The 15,359-nt window shown below is 70.0% G+C and carries 16 protein-coding genes and 1 pseudogene; 8 read left to right on the top strand and 9 right to left on the bottom strand.

Annotation, left to right across the window (positions count from 1 at the left end):
• Positions 1-128: 128 nt before the first annotated feature.
• Positions 129-1,103 carry a LysR family transcriptional regulator gene (locus tag AC1D2E_RS16255; RefSeq protein ID WP_478198334.1) on the bottom strand — a complete coding sequence of 325 codons (975 nt, stop codon included), beginning with the start codon at positions 1,101-1,103 and terminating at the stop codon, positions 129-131.
• 157 nt (positions 1,104-1,260) lie between these two features.
• Here AC1D2E_RS16255 and AC1D2E_RS16250 point away from each other — a divergent pair, with 157 nt between their 5' ends.
• From AC1D2E_RS16250 to AC1D2E_RS16240, 3 genes are all read left to right on the top strand, one after another.
• Positions 1,261-2,241, top strand: coding sequence for a Bug family tripartite tricarboxylate transporter substrate binding protein (locus tag AC1D2E_RS16250; RefSeq protein ID WP_478198333.1), 981 nt, complete (start codon positions 1,261-1,263; stop codon positions 2,239-2,241).
• A gap of 69 nt (positions 2,242-2,310) precedes the next feature.
• Positions 2,311-3,054, top strand: coding sequence for an NADPH-dependent F420 reductase (locus AC1D2E_RS16245; RefSeq protein WP_478198332.1), 744 nt, complete (start codon positions 2,311-2,313; stop codon positions 3,052-3,054).
• Entirely contained in the window at positions 3,051-4,343 is a 1,293-nt protein-coding gene (locus AC1D2E_RS16240) for an NTP/NDP exchange transporter (RefSeq protein ID WP_478198331.1), read from the top strand. The genes AC1D2E_RS16245 and AC1D2E_RS16240 overlap by 4 nt, the downstream gene beginning before the upstream one ends.
• A gap of 298 nt (positions 4,344-4,641) precedes the next feature.
• On the opposite strand, the gene AC1D2E_RS16235 is transcribed toward AC1D2E_RS16240, so the two are convergent.
• Positions 4,642-5,523 carry a CoA transferase gene (locus AC1D2E_RS16235; RefSeq protein ID WP_478198330.1) on the bottom strand — a complete coding sequence of 294 codons (882 nt, stop codon included), beginning with the start codon at positions 5,521-5,523 and terminating at the stop codon, positions 4,642-4,644.
• 110 nt (positions 5,524-5,633) lie between these two features.
• Here AC1D2E_RS16235 and AC1D2E_RS16230 point away from each other — a divergent pair, with 110 nt between their 5' ends.
• Complete coding sequence (locus AC1D2E_RS16230; protein ID WP_478198329.1) at positions 5,634-6,536, top strand: SDR family oxidoreductase; 903 nt, start codon at positions 5,634-5,636, stop codon at positions 6,534-6,536.
• Here AC1D2E_RS16230 and AC1D2E_RS16225 read toward each other — a convergent pair.
• Genes AC1D2E_RS16225 through AC1D2E_RS16205 form a run of 5 tightly spaced genes read right to left on the bottom strand, consistent with a single transcriptional unit; the run spans position 6,527 to position 10,961 of the window.
• Entirely contained in the window at positions 6,527-7,477 is a 951-nt protein-coding gene (locus AC1D2E_RS16225; RefSeq protein ID WP_478198328.1) for an EamA family transporter, read from the bottom strand. The genes AC1D2E_RS16230 and AC1D2E_RS16225 overlap by 10 nt on opposite strands.
• A 5-nt stretch (positions 7,478-7,482) precedes the next feature.
• The gene (locus tag AC1D2E_RS16220) at positions 7,483-8,457 is read right to left on the bottom strand and encodes an SDR family oxidoreductase (protein WP_478198327.1); all 975 of its coding nucleotides are present in this window, start codon (positions 8,455-8,457) and stop codon (positions 7,483-7,485) included.
• A 5-nt stretch (positions 8,458-8,462) separates the two neighbouring features.
• Positions 8,463-9,383, bottom strand: a complete 921-nt coding sequence (locus tag AC1D2E_RS16215) for a bile acid:sodium symporter family protein (protein ID WP_478198326.1) — start codon at positions 9,381-9,383, stop codon at positions 8,463-8,465.
• Between the two features lie 11 nt (positions 9,384-9,394).
• Entirely contained in the window at positions 9,395-10,726 is a 1,332-nt protein-coding gene (locus AC1D2E_RS16210; RefSeq protein WP_478198325.1) for a flavin-containing monooxygenase, read from the bottom strand.
• Between the two features lie 34 nt (positions 10,727-10,760).
• Positions 10,761-10,961 (bottom strand): SDR family NAD(P)-dependent oxidoreductase, encoded by a 201-nt coding sequence (locus AC1D2E_RS16205; protein ID WP_478198324.1) that lies wholly within the window; start codon positions 10,959-10,961, stop codon positions 10,761-10,763.
• Between the two features lie 93 nt (positions 10,962-11,054).
• Here AC1D2E_RS16205 and AC1D2E_RS16200 point away from each other — a divergent pair, with 93 nt between their 5' ends.
• On the top strand, positions 11,055-11,846 hold the full coding sequence (locus AC1D2E_RS16200) for an IclR family transcriptional regulator (RefSeq protein WP_478198323.1): 792 nt from the start codon (positions 11,055-11,057) through the stop codon (positions 11,844-11,846).
• A gap of 39 nt (positions 11,847-11,885) precedes the next feature.
• Here AC1D2E_RS16200 and AC1D2E_RS16195 read toward each other — a convergent pair whose 3' ends face one another.
• The gene (locus AC1D2E_RS16195; protein WP_478198336.1) at positions 11,886-12,116 is read right to left on the bottom strand and encodes a pirin family protein; all 231 of its coding nucleotides are present in this window, start codon (positions 12,114-12,116) and stop codon (positions 11,886-11,888) included.
• A gap of 141 nt (positions 12,117-12,257) precedes the next feature.
• Positions 12,258-12,605 (bottom strand): annotated as a pseudogene (locus AC1D2E_RS16190) (pirin family protein); the annotation flags it as partial.
• A 114-nt stretch (positions 12,606-12,719) separates the two neighbouring features.
• On the opposite strand from AC1D2E_RS16190, the gene AC1D2E_RS16185 reads away from it, so the two are divergent.
• The 3 genes from AC1D2E_RS16185 to AC1D2E_RS16175 all read left to right on the top strand — a co-directional run bounded on the left by AC1D2E_RS16185 (position 12,720) and on the right by AC1D2E_RS16175 (position 15,359).
• Positions 12,720-13,700, top strand: a complete 981-nt coding sequence (locus AC1D2E_RS16185) for an alpha/beta fold hydrolase (protein WP_478198322.1) — start codon at positions 12,720-12,722, stop codon at positions 13,698-13,700.
• Positions 13,701-13,739: 39 nt separating this feature from the next.
• Positions 13,740-14,237 carry a flavodoxin family protein gene (locus tag AC1D2E_RS16180; RefSeq protein WP_478198321.1) on the top strand — a complete coding sequence of 166 codons (498 nt, stop codon included), beginning with the start codon at positions 13,740-13,742 and terminating at the stop codon, positions 14,235-14,237.
• A 96-nt stretch (positions 14,238-14,333) separates the two neighbouring features.
• Positions 14,334-15,359 (top strand): patatin-like phospholipase family protein, encoded by a 1,026-nt coding sequence (locus AC1D2E_RS16175; protein ID WP_478198320.1) that lies wholly within the window; start codon positions 14,334-14,336, stop codon positions 15,357-15,359.

Raw genomic sequence — 15,359 nt, 5'->3', positions numbered from 1 at the left:
TCGGGGGGCAGCGACCACACGAAGTGAGGGAGCGTGGGGGCTCAGGCCGGCGCCGGGCCGCCCCAAGGCGGCCTGCGGCCCCCTCGGGGGGCAGCGACCACACGAAGTGAGGGAGCGTGGGGGCGAGCTCAGGCCGCCAGTCGCACCTCCGGCATCGGCGGCGGGCTGACCCGCAGATGGCGCGTGGCGCTGGCGGTGCGCGTCACCGCCGAGAGCAGCGAGCGGAACCAGATGTGGCCCGGCGCGTGCTGGTTGCGCCCGTGCCAGAGCTGGTAGAAGCGCATCGGCGGGAATTCGATCGGCGACGGCACCACCGCCAGCGGCAGCACGGCGGCGAAGTGCAGCGCGAAGTGCCGGCTGGTGGTGAAGATCAGGTCGGTGCCCGGCAGCAGGTGCGGCGCCATCGCGAAGTAGGGCACCGTCACCGTCGGCGCGCGTGTCAGGCGCTGGGTCGCCAGGTGGGTCTCGACCACGCCGCGCTGCAGCCCGCTGTAGAGCAGCGGCACGACGTGCGAGCCTTGCAGGTAGTCCGAGGGCCGCATGCCGCCGGCGCCCGGATGGTCGCGGTCGACCAGGCAGACGATCTCGTCCTCCAGCAGCAGCGTGGTGCGCAGGTGCTCGGGCGGCTGCGGCCAGTTGCCGATCACGACGTCGATCTCGCCGTCGGCCAGGGCGCTGTCGTAGTCGTAGTCGGGCGCGAGCGGCTGCAGCAGCATGCGGGCCCCCGGCGCGGTGGTGCGCAGGTAGTGGACCACCGCCGCCATCAGGGGCGGCGCGAGGTAGTCGGGCGTGCCGATGCGGAAGGTCTGGCGCGTGGTGGCGGGGTCGAAGACGTCGCCGGGCGAGAGCAGGGCGTCGATCTCGCCGAGCACCACGCGGACCGAGGCCTCGAGCTGCAGCGCGCGCTCGGTCGGCACCATGCGCTGCTTGTCCTTGATCAGGAGCGGGTCGTCGAAGATCTCGCGCAGCCGCCTCAGCGCGGTGCTGATCGCCGGCTGCGACTGGTTCAGGCGGGTGGCCGCGCGCGAGACGCTGCGCTCGTTCATCAGGATGCTGAAGACGCGCAGCAGGTAGGTGTCGAAGGGGTCGTTGGCGCGTGACATGGCGTGTCTCCTGCACAGCTTTGGTGCCCCGGGGCACCAGCGCCAGTCGCCGGCGGGCTCCGGGGCGGCGCTTTGCTATGCCGCTGATTGCTGCCTAGCGATTGGCGTGCCATGGCGGCCTTCCCAGAATCGGGCATCCCTTTTGCTGCACCACAACATGACCACCCCTCTGCACCCCACGCGCCGCGGCGCACTCCAGATGCTCGCCGCAGGCGCCGCCGCGCTCGCGCTGCCGGCCTTCGCCCAGTGGCCGGACAAGCCGATCAAGATCATCGTGACCTTCCCGCCCGGCGGGTCGAGCGACATCCTGGCGCGGGTGATGGCCGAGCAGCTCGGCAAGAAGCTCGGCCAGGCGGTGGTGGTGGACAACAAGCCCGGCGCCGGCGGCACCATCGGGGGCGCCCAGGTGGCGGCCGCGGCAGCCGACGGCTACACCTTCATGCTCTCGAACACCACGCCGATCGCGCTCGGCCCGTTCACGCTCGACAAGCAGCCCTACGACCCGGTCGACGCCTTCACCCACATCGCCTACCTGGGCTCGGCGCCGCTGGTGATCATGGCCAGCAAGCCTTCGGGCATCACGAGCTATGCCGAGCTCGAGGCGCGCGCCCGCAAGGAGGGGCGGCTGGACTTCGGCTCGGGCGGCCCGGGATCGATCGGCCACATCCACGGCGAGCTGATCAAGAAGACCACCGGCGCCAACCTCGTGCACGTGCCTTACCGCGGCGGCGCGCCAATGACCACCGACCTGATCGCCAACGTGATCCCGGTCGGCATCGACGTCATCACCGCCTACGTGCCCTTCTTCAAGAGTGGCCAGCTGCTGCCGCTGGCGGTCACGGGCAGCGCCCGCTCGCCGCTGATGCCCGAGGTGCCGACCATCATCGAGCTGGGCCAGCCCAAGCTGGTGCTGGAGAACTTCTTCGGCCTCAGCGGGCCGGCCAGGCTGCCGCCCGAGATGGTGGTGCGGCTGCACGACGCCTGCAACGAGGTGCTGGTGATGCCCGAGGTGCAGAAGAAGCTGATCGAGCTGGGGATCGTCGCCAAGCCCGAGAGCACGGCGCGTTTCGAGGGCGTGGTCAAGGAGCAGGTGGGCGTGCTCGGGCCGACGGTGAAGGCGGCGGGCATCAAGCTCTGAGCGGGCTTCGGGGTGCTTGCGCCGCCCCGGCGGGGGGCGGATGATCGCCCGGAACTCCAGGAGGGTTCGATGGCGCAGCATCAATCTTTCGACCGGACGCGGCGCGGCCTGGTCGCGGCCGGCGCGGCATGGAGCGCGCTTGCGGCGCTGTCGCCGGGGCCGGCCCCGGCACAGCCGACGACCGGCATGCGCATCGGCATCATCGGCGCGGGCCGCATCGGCGGCACGATCGGCGGGCTGTGGGTCAAGGCCGGCCATCCGGTGATGTTCTCGTCGCGCCATCCCGAAGAACTCAAGGACCTGGCCGCGGGTCTCGGAGCGCTCGCCGGCGCCGGCACGGTGGAGCAGGCCATCGCCTTCGGCGACGCGCTCTTCATCGCGGTGCCCTATGGTGCGCTGCCGCAGATCGGCAAGGACTACGGCAGCGCGCTCAAGGGCAAGATCCTGCTCGACGCCTGCAATGCCGTGGCTTCGCGCGACGGCAGCGTGGCCGACGAAGTGGAGCAGGAAGGCGTCGGTGTCGTGTCGCAGAAGTACCTCGCCGGTGCGCGGCTGGTGCGGGCGTTCAACACCCTGTCCTACACGATCTTCGCGCGCGAGGCCCACCGGCCCGCGCCGAGGCTGGCGATCCCGATCGCGGGCGACGATCCCGAAGCCGTGAAGGTCGCGGCGGGGCTGGTGAGGGATGCCGGCTTCGACCCCGTGGTGGTCGGCAAGCTGGCCGACGCCCGTCGATTCCAGCGCGGCGGACCGGGCTACGGACAGCCGGTGAGCGCCGCCGAACTCAGGCAGAAGCTGTCGCTCGCGCCATGATGCGGCTTCAGGGCTGGCTGCGGCGCGCGGTTCCGGCGACGCCGCAGGAGCTGGCGGCGGCCCTGTGGTCCTTCGGCTATTTCTTCGYGCTGCTGGCGGGCTACTACGTGCTGCGGCCGCTGCGCGACCAGATGGGCATCGCGGGCGGCACGCGGGCGCTGCCGTGGCTGTTCACCGCGACCTTCGTGACGCTGCTGGCCGCGCAGCCGATCTACGGCGTGCTGGTGGCGAGGCTGCCGCGGGCACGGTTCATTCCGCTCGTCTACCACTTCTTCGTCGTCAATCTCGCGTTGTTCTGGCTGCTGCTGGCGCTCGGCGTCGCGCCGGTGATCGTGGCCCGCGTGTTCTTCGTCTGGGTCAGCGTCTTCAACCTGTTCGCGGTCGCCGTGTTCTGGTCCTTCATGGCCGATCTCTTCTCGAGCGAACAGGGCAAGCGGCTGTTCGGCTTCATCGGCGCCGGCGGCACGGCGGGCGCGCTGCTGGGACCGGTCATCACCATCGCGCTCTCGGTGCCGCTGGGGCCGCACAACCTGCTGCTCGCGGCCATCGTGTTTCTCGAGATCGCGGTGTTCTGCGCGCACCGGCTCGAGCGGAGCGCCGGCGTGAACCCGGCCCAGCGGCGGCAGGGGGGCCGCGTCGGCGGCGGCGCCTTCGCCGGCCTGTCGGGGCTGCTGCGCTCGCCGTACCTGCTCGGTGTCGGCGCCTGGGTGAGCCTGCTGTCCTTCGGCGCGACGATGCTCTACTTCGCGCAAGCCAACGTGGTCGCGGCCACCGTGCAGGGCGCTGGCGCGCAGACGCGGATCTTCGCCAGCATCGACCTGGCCGTGGGGCTGCTCACGCTGGCGACGCAGGTGTTCGCCACCGGCCGGCTCCTTCAGCGCTTCGGCACGGGTGCGGCGGCGGCGGCGCTGCCGGCGGTCTACGTCATCGGCTTTCTCGTGCTGGCGATGGCGCCGAGCCTGGCGGTGGTCCTCGTGTTCCAGGTGGTCCAGCGCTGGATGAATTTCGCCATCGCCAATCCGGCGCGGCAGGTGTTCTTCACGGTCGTCGGGCGCGAGGACAAATACAAGTCCAAGAACCTGATCGACGTCGTGGTCTACCGGGGCTCCGATGCGCTCTACGGCTGGGTCTACGACCTGCTGCACGCGATCGGGCTCAAGATCGGCGCCATCGCGCTTTGCGCGGTGCCGGTGGTGCTCGCGTGGCTTGTCCTGTCGGCGGCGCTGGGACGCACGCAGGAGCGCCGCGCCTCTTTCGACACCATCACCGCGCAAGGAGAACCGCCATGACCCGCATCAGCACCGACGACGTCCGCACGCGCGAATCCGCTGCGCAAAGCGCGACCCGCAGCAATCGCTGGCCCGCTTCAGGGAATGGAAGGCGCAGGGCCTGTGCCGCTACGTCGGCATCACCTCCACCTTCGAGCGCGACGACCCGGCCTTCGAGACCGTGCGCCAGCGCGAGAAGCCCGACTTCGTGCAGGTCCTGCGCACATGGCCGACAACCTCGGCGCGATGCGTGGTCGCTTGCCCGATGCCGACGAGCGCAAACGGAGGGTGGCCTTTCTGCAGAGTCTCTAGGCGCTTGTCAGTTCGCCAGCGTCAGCAGCGGCAGGTCGCGCTGGCGTGCGATGGCGTCGAGCTGGGCGCGGGTGCGCGTGCCGATCCAGCGTGCGATTGCTTCGTGCGTTCCGGACGCGAACATGTTCGTCGATGCCAGCCCGGCCGCTTCGCAGAGCCGCGCTGCGAAGTGCGGCTCCAGCGCGGCGACCGCCACGCGGCCGTCGGCGCAGGGGTAGATGCGGTAGCCCGCATGGGCGCCGCCGACCGCGCCGTCGGGGGTGGTCAGGCCCCAGGTGCGCGGCAGCGCCAGCCAGTCGGCGGCGGCGTTCAGCGCCACCTCCAGGTAGATCCCGGCCGTGTGCGACGCGCCGGTCCGGAGGGCCGCCTTCAGCACCGCTTCGCTCGCAAGCAGCGCGCCGCCCATGTCGGCGTACAGCGTCGGCGGCAGCGCGGTGTCGGTGACCAGGCCGCTCTCGGCGAGGTAGGTGAGGTCGTGCCCGGGCTCCTCGGCGCGGTCGCCGGGGGCGCCGACGATCGCCACCTGCGAGAGCCTCGGATGCCGGGCGCGCAAAGCGTCCCAGTCCAGCCCCAGCTTGGCCAGCGCGGMKGGCCTGAASGAMGTSAGCAGCACGTCGGTGGCTTCGAGGGCGCGGTGCAACCGCTGCCGGCCGGCCTCGGACTTCAGGTCGGCGGCTTCGACCGTCACGCCTTCGTGCAGTGCTGCGTAGGCGGTGCGGTTGTAGTGCGCCATCGGGTCGCCGGACGGCGGCTCGAGCTTGGTGCAAGTCGCGCCCATGGCGCGGCAGCGCATCAGCGCGGCGGGGCCGGGCAGGTTGAGCGCGAGGCTCAACACGCGGACGCCGGCCAGCGGCGCGAAGGTCTCGGAGAAAGAGGAGGGGGCGTGCATCGGTCGATTTTCCTTGGGCGACGAGTGATCACAGCTTACCGGCTCGCCTCCGGCGCTCTACGATGCGTGCTGCACAGTCCGAACCATCCACCCAAGACAAGGAGACACGCATGTTCCAAACCGATCTCATGGCCGGCCAGCGCATTCTCGTGACCGGCGGCGGCACCGGCCTCGGCCGCGCGATGGCCGAGCGTTTCCTGGCGCTGGGCGCCGACGTCGCGATCTGCGGCCGCCGCCAGAGCGTCTGCGAGGAGACCGCCGCCGAATGGCGCACGCAGTTTCCGGGGCGGCGCATCGACGCCTTCGGCGTCGACATCCGCAATGCGCAGGCGGTCGACGAGATGGTCGACAGCCTGTGGCAATCCGGCGGCCTGACCGGGCTCATCAACAACGCGGCGGGCAACTTCGTCTCGCCGACCGAGGCCCTGTCGCCGCGCGCCTTCGACGCGGTCGCCAACATCGTCTTCCACGGCAGCTTCTACGTCACGCAGGCGGTCGGCAAGCGCTGGGTCGCCGAGGCGAAGGAGGGCAAGTGGAAGGCCGGCGACCCGTACCGCAGCGTGATGAGCATCATCGTCACCTGGGTCGACAACGGCAGCCCCTACGTCGTGCCCTCGGCGATGAGCAAGGCCGGCATCGAGGTGATGACCAAGTCGCTGGCGGTCGAGTGGGCGCGCTACGGCATCCGCCTGAACGCGGTCGGCCCGGGCGAGATCCCGACCGAGGGCATGAGCAAGCGGCTGAATCCCGGCGAGGAGCCCGGCGCTCGGAGCAAGGCCCACAACCCGATGGCCCGGACCGGAAAGATGAGCGAGCTGCAGAACCTCGCCGCCTTCCTGATGGCGCGCGGCCAGTGCGACTGGCTCACCGGCCAGAGCATCATGATGGACGGCGGCAACGCGCTCGCGACCGGCGGCAACTTCTACGAATTGCGGCAGTGGAGCGATGCCGACTGGCTGGCGGCACGCGAGCGCATCGAGGCGCAGAACCAAAAGGACAAGGCTCAACGTTGAACGCCGCCCCCCGCGGGGGCTGGCCGGCGCGCCCACCGGTCGCGGGCCCGGCCGGCCATGCCCTGGTTGATCACCAGGCCCAGCAGCACCGCCGCCGTACCCAGCCATTGCGCCGGGCTCGGCCGCTCGCCGAAGGCGAACGCGGCGGCCGCCAGGCCCACCACCGGCACCAGCAGCGAGAAGGGCACGACCCGGCCTGCCGGGTGGCGCTGCAGCAGCCGGGTCCACAGCGTGTAGGCCAGCAAGGTCGCGAACCAGGCCAGGAACAGCACCGCCAGCAGCGCGCGCAGGTCGAGCCCGCCGATCTGCCGCAGCACCTGTGCGGGGCCGTCCGTCGCGATCGCCAGCAGCGTGAAGGGCAGCACCGGCACCAGGCTGCTCCAGACGATGAAGCCGAAGGGGTCGTAGCCCGGGGTGGACCGCACCGCGAAGCGCACGACCACGTTGGAGACGGCCCACATGAAGGCCGCCGACAAGGTCAGGACGAAGCCGATCAGCGTCATCTGGCCTGGCCCGTCCCCGTGCGCGATGGCGATCACCAGCAGGCCCGCGAGCGCGACCGCGAGGCCGAGCCACTGGTCGCGTCGCGCCCTTTCGCCGAGCAGCGGCGCGGCCAGCAGCAGCGTGAAGAAGGCCTGGGTCTGCATGACGACCGAGGCCATGCCGGCGGTCATGCCGAGTTGCAGGCCGAGGAACAGCAGGCCGAACTGGCCCACGCCCTGCGCCAGGCCGTAGGCGGCGAGGTAGCGCCAGGGCAGCGCCGGCCGGGCGACGAACAGCAGGAGCGGCAGCGACGCGGCCGCGAAGCGCAGGGCGCCCAGCAGCATCGGGCTCAGGCCCTGGAGCCCGAGCTTCATGACGACGAAATTCAGGCCCCGGATCAGCACCACGCACAGCGCGCGGGCGAGGTCGCCGCGGCTGAGAGCCAGGGGCGCGCCCATCGCCTTCAGCTTGCGCGGGCCGCCTTGAAGGCCATGAAGGCCTCCAGGCTGGTCTTCTTCGGCACGTAGCCGAACTCGGTCTTGAGCCGCTTGTTGCACAGCACCGGGCGATAGCGCAGGAAATCGAGCTGCTCGGGGCCGTAGCGGCTGATGCCGAGCCGCGAGCCGACCGCCAGTGCGAACCTGAGCAGCGGCGCCGGGATCGACAGCAGCGGCTTGCGCAGCAGCGCCGCGATCTGCGGCAAGGTCAGTGCGCCATCGCCGGCGACATTGAAGCAGCCGGTGCGGCCGGTGGTGATCGCGTGCACCACGCAGCCGGTCACGTCCTCGTCCCAGATGAAGACGAAGGGGCTGTCGCTGCCGCGGATCGCGAGGATGCGCGGCTTGTCGAACAGCGCCGTGATCTGGTTGTGCACGTTCGCGCCCAGGATGGTGCCGATGCGCAGCACGGTCTGCTGCAGCGTCGGATGGTCGACGCGGTACTCGGCCAGCATCTCCTCCACCAGCCGCTTGTGGTCGGCGTAGGCGAAGGCGGGGTTGCCGCGCAGCGCATCGCCCTCGTCGATCCAGGCCGGGTTGTCGGCGTGGTAGCCATAGGCGGCGCCGCTGGACGACACCACGATGTGGCGCACGCCCTGCGCCACGCAGGCCTCGAGCACGTTGCGGGTGCCCAGCACATCGACCGAGTATTCGAACTCGCGGGTGCTGCCGGGGCCGGGCGTGACGATCGAGGCCAGGTGCACCACGGCATCGATGGCGTGCTGCTTCAGCATGGCGCCAAGCTCGGCGCCACGCACGTCCTGCACGGCATAGGCGACGCCCGGCACGCGGCGCGTCGGCGGCACCTCGCGGACGTCGAGCGCGACCACCGAGTCGATGTCGGGCAGGGCGGCCAGGGCGGCCACCACCGTGCGGCCGAGGAAACCATCGGCGCCGGTGACGAGCACCCGCCGCGCCGCGATGGGCAAGACTGCATCCATGAGAGTCAGGCCGAACGTGCGGCCGGTGAAGACAGGGGGCGGCGCGCCCACCAGGCGGCGAGCCCGAGGCCCGCGACGATGTCCCAGAAGCCCCAGACGCCGGCGACCACCGCCATGCCGCCGAGGCCGCCGAAGAAGCTGAAGATCAACACCAGCCCGAGGCCCGCATTGCGGATGCCGACCTCGAAGCTGACCGCGCGGCGGTCGTACTCCGCCAGGCCGGTGGCGGTCGCGCAGGCGTAGCCGGTGGCGAAGGCCAGCGCGTCGTGCAGCGCCACGGCCAGCAGCACCAGGCTGACGTAGTCGAGGAAATAGCGCCAGTTGCCGGCGATCGCCGCCAGGATGAAGCCGATCAGGCAGACGAAGCTGAGGATGCGGGCCGGCTTCTTGATGCGCTCGGTGAGCCGCGGCAGCCAGTGCGAGCAGGCCAGCCCGATCACGAAGGGCGCGCCGATGATCGCCACGATGTGCAGCACCATCTCGGCCGGATCGAGGGCGATCGCCTTCAGCAGCGCAGCAGCCGTCGGATGCAGGCCGCCCCAGAAGGCGAAGTTGAGCGGCATCACGACGATCGAGATCAGGTTCGAGATCGCGGTCATCGACACCGACAGCGCCACGTTGCCGCCGGCGCGGTGGGTCAGGATGTTCGACACGTTGCCGGGCGGGCAGCAGGCCACCAGGATCATGCCGAGCGCGATGCTCGGCGCCGGATTCAGCAGCAGGGTCAGGCCGAAGGTGACCGCCGGCAGCACGACGAACTGCGCCGCGATGCCGGCCGCCATCGCCACCGGCATCCGCATCACGCGCTTGAAGTCGGCGATGCGGGTGTCCAGCGCAATGCCGAACATCAGGAAGCCCAGCACCGCGTTGAGCGCGATCAGCGAGGCCGGATTGAAGTTGAGGCGGACCTCGTCGACAGGCAGCATGGCGGGTGTCCTCAGGCCAGCGCCGAGGCGGCTTCGCGCACCGCTCGGCGATAGGCGTCCTTGTTGACGTAGTAGGCCATGCGCTCGAGCTTCAGGTAGCTGTAGCCGCCCGAGAGATCGGGCGTCGGCCCGGCCTTGGCCTGCTTCAGCGCGGCGGCCTGCGGGCGGCCCTCGGCCTGGGCCTTGAAGTAGCGCGCCACCAGTTCGGCCTGCTCGTAGCGGCCCTGCCAGCCGATGCCGCTGGCCTCGATCATGCCGAGCACCGCCAGGTTGTCGAAGCCCGGCGCGAAGATGTTCAGGTAGAGCCTGGGCGCCATGCCCTGCCAGTTGAGCCAGGTGCGGTCGATGAAGGGGTAGTGCAGCTTGTAGCCGGTGGCGCACAGGATCAGGTCGTAGTCGCGCGCGCTGCCGTCCTTGAAATGCACCGTGTGGCCGTCGAGCCGGGCGATGTCGGCGCGCACGCCGATGTCGCCGTGGCCGATGTGGTGCAGCACCAGCGAGTTCACCACCGGATGCGATTCGTACATGCGGTAGTCGGGCTTCGGGAAGCCGAAGCGGACCGGGTCGCCGGTGAACCACTTGAGAACCTTGGCGTCCAGCCGCTGCTTGATCCAGGCCGGCAGCGGCCGCTTGCCGCCGAGCGTGTCGGCCGGCTTGCCGAAGATGTACTTGGGCACGAAGTAATAGCCGCGGCGCACCGAGAGGTCGACGCTCTTCGCGTAGTGCACCGCATCGACCGCGATGTCGCATCCGCTGTTGCCGGCGCCCACCACCAGCACCCGCTTGTCGTCGAACAAGCGGGCATGCTTGTAGGCCGAGGTGTGCAGCAGCTCGCCGTCGAAGCGGCCTTCGAAGCGCGGCATGCTCGGCTCCGACAGCGTGCCGTTGGCGATGACCACGCCCTTGTAGTCGGCGCTCTCGATGCGGCCGTTGCCGCCGTCCACGCTCACGCGCCAGAGCGTCGAGGCGTTTTCGGTCACGGGCTCGACGCCGATCACGCGGGTGCCGAAGCGGAAGTGGCGACGCAGGTCGAAATGGTCGGCGAAGTCGCTGAAGTAGCGGCGCAGCTCGGTATGGCTCGGGTAGTCGGCCACGCTGTCGGCCATCGGGAACTCGGCGAACTCGGTGGTGCGCTTGGACGAGATCAGGTGCGCCGACTGGTAGACCGTGCTGCGCGGGTTGCCGATGTTCCAGAGTCCGCCGACATCGTCATAGGCCTCGAAGCCCTGGAACGGGATGCCGAGCTTCTGCAGGTTGCGGGCGCCGGCAAGCCCCGAGGGGCCGGCGCCGATCAGGGCGATTTGCTGGTGCGAGGGCACGGGTGCGGACACGGGTTGGCTCACGAAAGAAGACTCCGGCGAAAAGAGGGCCACGCGTTCAGCACGCGGTGCTGTCGCTGACGTCGGGCGTGTCGATGCCGCAGCGTTCGGGTGCCGCGGCGGCCAGGGCTTGGCGTGTGGCGCGGTCCAGCCCGACCAAGGCGACTTTGGCGCCCTGGGCCAGCGCGTCGGCGGCCAAGGCGCGGCCCAGGCCGCCGCAGGCGCCTGTGATGACCAGGTTGGCAAGAGGAATATGCATCGGAACTCAAATGTCTCTGTGCGGCACTTTATAGAAATTACTGCAAAATCTCGGAAATATTTAAGTCTTGTCTCGTTTTTCGAGATATCAGAGATGACATCTTCCGAATCGTCGTCGCTTGCCGACGCGCTTGAACAGGCCGCGACGCCGGGGCTGCGCCTGCTTCAGTTGCTGGAGCTGGTGTGCTCGGCGAACGAGCCGCAGACCCTGGTCGACATCGTGCGCTTGAGCGGCCAGCCCAAGCCCTCGGTGCACCGGATGCTGCAGCAACTCGAGGCCGGCGGGCTGCTGGCGCGCGGCGGCGATGGCCGGCGCTACGCGATCACGCCGCGCCTGATGCGCTTCGCCGAGACCGTGCTTCGCAGCAGTTCCTCGACCGGCGTGCGGCACGCGGTGCTGCGCCAACTGGTGGCCGATGTGGGCGAGACCTGCAACCTGACGGCGCTGTCGGGCGCCGAGGTGATCTACCTCGACCGCGTCGAGACCGCCTTTCCGCTGCGCCTCGAACTCGGGCCCGGCTCGCGCGTGCCGCTGCACTGCTCGGCCAGCGGCAAGCTGTTCCTGGCCCATCTGCCGAAGGCGCAGCGCGATCGATTGCTCGACGGGCTGCAGTACCCGCGCCACACCACGCATACGCTGCGCTCGCGCGAGGCGCTGGAGGCCGAACTCGAGCGTGTCCGCCGGGACGGCCATGCGGTCGATGCCGAGGAATTCATCGACGGGCTGGTGTGCGTCGCGGTGCCGGTGCGCGACGACGTCCACGGCCCGGTGCGCTGCGCGGTGGCGCTGCAGGCGCCGGCGGTGCGGATGCCGCTGCCGCAGGCGCTGCAGCAGTTGGACAAGCTGCGCCATGCGGCGCAGGGGATCGCGCGGGCGATGCGCTGAGGGCGTTGGGCCGATCGCCGTCGCTCGCCGAGGCCGGTGTCAGGCGAGGTCGAACCAGAGCCAGCGAGCGTCCGTCACCGCAGCGAGATCGAGTGAGCGCACGGACACCAGCTGAAGGGCGTCACCGCCTCTCAGCTCCAGGGGCTCGGCTTCGGAGCTCTCGCGGATCGTCAGGATGCCATCCAGCACCTGCAACCATCCGAAGCGCCCTGGCGCGAGCGCCTGGGTCGCGACTTGTCCGGCGCGCAGTCTGCCCGCCCAGATGCGCACCGGCGCCGCCAATGCAAGCGAGCCGTCTGCAGAGTCCGGACTCGCGACCAGTCGAACGGGGCCGGGTTCGCCGCTCAGCGCACCGGCAAGGGTCTGGTAGCGTGGCAAAGCGCCGTCCGCTTCACCATGAAGCCAGATCTGAAACAGGTGGGCGGGCTCGGTCGGGGAGGGATTCCGCTCGGAATGCCGAATGCCGGTGCCGGAGCTGATGAGCTGGATGTCGCCACCTCGCAAGATGCCGGCGTTGCCGGCCGAATCCTTGTGCTCGATGAGCCCGGCCAGGACGAAAGTCAGAATCTCGAAGTGGTCGTGCGCATGCTCCGCAAAGCCGGAGCCCCCGGCGATGACGTCTTCATTGATCACTCTCAAGGCCCGGAATCCCATCCTCAGAGGGTCGTTGAACGAGCCGAACGAAAAGGTGTGGTGGCTGGTGAGCCACCCGGTGCGGGTCCGCCCGCGCGCTTGGCGATCGTGAAACAGGTCGGTCATCCCGACAATTCTGACGCGGTCGCGTGATGCCGCCTCCTCAAGCGCGGGGCGGCGGTCCTTGCCAGCGCCGGCATTCGTCGGCATCATCGCCGGCGCTGAAGAAGGAGCTCCCCGATGACACCGTGGATTCGCCATGCCGCTGCTCTCGCCATCTTCGTGACTGCGGCCGCCGCGCAGTCCGCGGGCCTCGTGGGCAATACGCTGCCACCGGGCTTTCCTTCGATCGAGGACACCTCGCTGGCCCGGCCGCTCATCGGCTTCGGTGCCGCCGGGCCGGTGACGCGAACGCCGGTGATCTTCATTCACGGCAACAACGACACGCCGTTCGCCACCGCCTGCAACCCCTACGGGCGCGTGCAGGCGATGGCGCAATACCTCGCCGACAACGGCTATGCCACCAGCGAACTCTGGGGCGTGGGCTACCAGGGCGACCAGTGCGACCTGGCCGCGGACCAGACACGCCGTTCGAGCATCGCCCACACCAACGCGGCCAACGTGCCCGACCTGCGCCGCTTCGTGCGCGCGGTGATGGACTTCACCGGCGCCAAGCAGGTGGACATCGTCGGGCACAGCCTGGGCGTGACGCTCGCGCGCGAATGGATGCGGCAGGACGAGGCGCAACAGATGGTGCGCCGCTTCGTCGCCATCGACGGGCCCAACCACGGCATCATCAACTGCTCGCCCGACCCCGCCAACTACTGGCAGGCCCCGGCGGCGGGCGGCTTCACGCCCGCAAGCGACGTGTGCCAGGAACTGGGCTCGCCCGACACGCCCTTCCTGCGCCTGCTCAATGGCCGCAACGAGAACGACGGGCCGACGCGCTTGCTGGTGATCCGCAACGGCGATGCCAGCTTCGTCTACTTCCCGGTGCAGGACGGCGTGATCGCGCCGGTGCCCGCCGTGGATTCGTTCGGCAGGCCGACGGACTTCTCCAGGAGCGCCAGCCTGCGCGGCACGCGCGAGATCGTGCTGACGGGGCAGGGCGCCTACGACCCCATCCTGCACACCGGGCACCTCGGCATCCTGAACTCGCCGCAGACCTGGCAGGCCACGTTCGAGTTCCTGAACGACCGCTCCAGGGGCAAGGACGATTGAGCGCGCCGGTCATCGGGCCGGGCCGCTATGCTGGGCGGCATGACTTCGAAAACGCTGCTCGTGGTCTACCACACCATGACCGGCGGCACCGCGCAGATGGCGCAGGCCGCCGCCGAAGGCGCGGGCGACGAAGCCGGCGTGCAGGTGCGTCTGCTGCGGGCGCCGGAGGCCCAGCCCGAGGACGTGCTGGGCGCCGACGGCTACCTGTTCGCCACGCCCGAAAACCTCGCCGCGATGGCCGGGCTCATGAAGGACTTCTTCGACCGCTGCTACTACGCCGCGCTCGACCGCGTGAACGGCCGGCCCTACGCCACGTTGGTCTGCGCCGGCAGTGACGGCCAGAACGCGGTGCGGCAGATCGACCGCATCGCCACCGGCTGGCGGCTGCGCTGCGTCGCGCCGGCATTGATCGTGTGCACCCATGCGCAGACGCCCGAGGCGATTGCGCGGCCCAAGCAGATCGGTGCCGAGGACCTTGCGCAATGCCGCGCGCTGGGCGCCGCGATGGCGGCGGGACTGGCGCTCGGCGTGTACTGACACCGGCCGCCGAGGCGCGGCCCGCATCCCCCATCTGGCCGATTGCATTCGGTCGCCACAGGTCTAGCATCCGATGCCTCTGGAGAGGGGACCGCCATGGCATTCAAGATCGACGGTGTCGAGAAGCGGATCGGGCTCGCGCTGTCCGGCGGCGGATTCAGGGCGGCGGCGTTCCACCTGGGCGTGATGCGCCGATTGCAGGCGCTGAACCTGCTGGACAAGCTGGACCTCGTCTCGTGCGTCAGCGGCGGGAGCATCGCGGGAGGGACTCTCGCCGTGAACTGGGGCGACCCGGCCTGCCTCGACAAGCTCGAGACCTACCTGCGGACCCGGTCGATCGCCGTGGCGTCGGTGGTCGGCGGCATCCTCGACCCCTTCGAGTCACGGCTCGACAAGCTCGCCAATTCCTACGATCGCGACCTGTTCCAGGGCAAGACCTTGTCGAGCCTCAAGGGCGGCCCGCGCATCTATTTCAACGCCACCAACCTCGCCACCGGCAACATGTTCTTCTTCGTCGCCGGCGGCGGCAAGGCAGAGGAAATGGGCGAACACGAACTCGGCGTGGTTCCCGCGCCGGACTTCCCGATCAGCCGCGCGGTGGCCGCCTCGTCGGCGTTCCCGCCGGTGTTTCCGCCGCTGCTGCTGCCGCCTTCGATCTACCCGCCGGCCGCCGCCACGGTCGAGTACGTGACGCTCACCGACGGCGGCGTCTACGACAACATGGGCGTGAACCCGCTGCTGCGGACGGCGCGCAACCCGATCGACTACCTGATCGTCAGCGACGGCGGCAAGCCCTTCGCTTTCGAGGACCGCCCCACCGAATCGGGTGCGATCGTCCTCAAGGCGAGCCTCGACATCATGATGGAGCAGATCCGCGGCCTGCAGTTCGACCGCATCGAGCATCGCCATCTTGCCGGCAAGGGCGCGCGGCCGCTGTGGTTCTCCATCGACAGCCTCGAGGGCGAGCAGCAGCAGGGCGACGCGAGCTTCGCTTCCGCGATCCCGACCAACCTGAAGAAGCTCAACGACGACGAGATGCGCGTCCTGCTGCGGCACGGCGGCGCGCTGCTGGCGTCGCGCGTCGGCAAGTACGCGCCCGAACTCGCGACGGTCGCGCCCTAG

The organism is Variovorax sp. P1_H2 (genome assembly GCF_056405295.1).
The sequence above is the reverse complement of the archived record's forward strand: the minus strand, read 5'-3'. Positions and strand labels throughout refer to the sequence as shown.

Excerpts from the sequence above, each read along its gene's own strand:
- AC1D2E_RS16185 (WP_478198322.1), top strand. The coding sequence starts at position 12,720 with ATGACACCGTGGATTCGCCATGCCGCTGCTCTCGCCATCTTCGTGACT.
- AC1D2E_RS16200 (WP_478198323.1), top strand. The coding sequence starts at position 11,055 with ATGACATCTTCCGAATCGTCGTCGCTTGCCGACGCGCTTGAACAGGCC.
- AC1D2E_RS16225 (WP_478198328.1), bottom strand. The coding sequence starts at position 7,477 with ATGGGCGCGCCCCTGGCTCTCAGCCGCGGCGACCTCGCCCGCGCGCTG.
- AC1D2E_RS16180 (WP_478198321.1), top strand. The coding sequence starts at position 13,740 with ATGACTTCGAAAACGCTGCTCGTGGTCTACCACACCATGACCGGCGGC.
- AC1D2E_RS16175 (WP_478198320.1), top strand. The coding sequence starts at position 14,334 with ATGGCATTCAAGATCGACGGTGTCGAGAAGCGGATCGGGCTCGCGCTG.
- AC1D2E_RS16230 (WP_478198329.1), top strand. The coding sequence starts at position 5,634 with ATGTTCCAAACCGATCTCATGGCCGGCCAGCGCATTCTCGTGACCGGC.
- AC1D2E_RS16245 (WP_478198332.1), top strand. The coding sequence starts at position 2,311 with ATGGCGCAGCATCAATCTTTCGACCGGACGCGGCGCGGCCTGGTCGCG.
- AC1D2E_RS16205 (WP_478198324.1), bottom strand. The coding sequence starts at position 10,961 with ATGCATATTCCTCTTGCCAACCTGGTCATCACAGGCGCCTGCGGCGGC.
- AC1D2E_RS16255 (WP_478198334.1), bottom strand. The coding sequence starts at position 1,103 with ATGTCACGCGCCAACGACCCCTTCGACACCTACCTGCTGCGCGTCTTC.
- AC1D2E_RS16250 (WP_478198333.1), top strand. The coding sequence starts at position 1,261 with ATGACCACCCCTCTGCACCCCACGCGCCGCGGCGCACTCCAGATGCTC.
- AC1D2E_RS16220 (WP_478198327.1), bottom strand. The coding sequence starts at position 8,457 with ATGGATGCAGTCTTGCCCATCGCGGCGCGGCGGGTGCTCGTCACCGGC.
- AC1D2E_RS16215 (WP_478198326.1), bottom strand. The coding sequence starts at position 9,383 with ATGCTGCCTGTCGACGAGGTCCGCCTCAACTTCAATCCGGCCTCGCTG.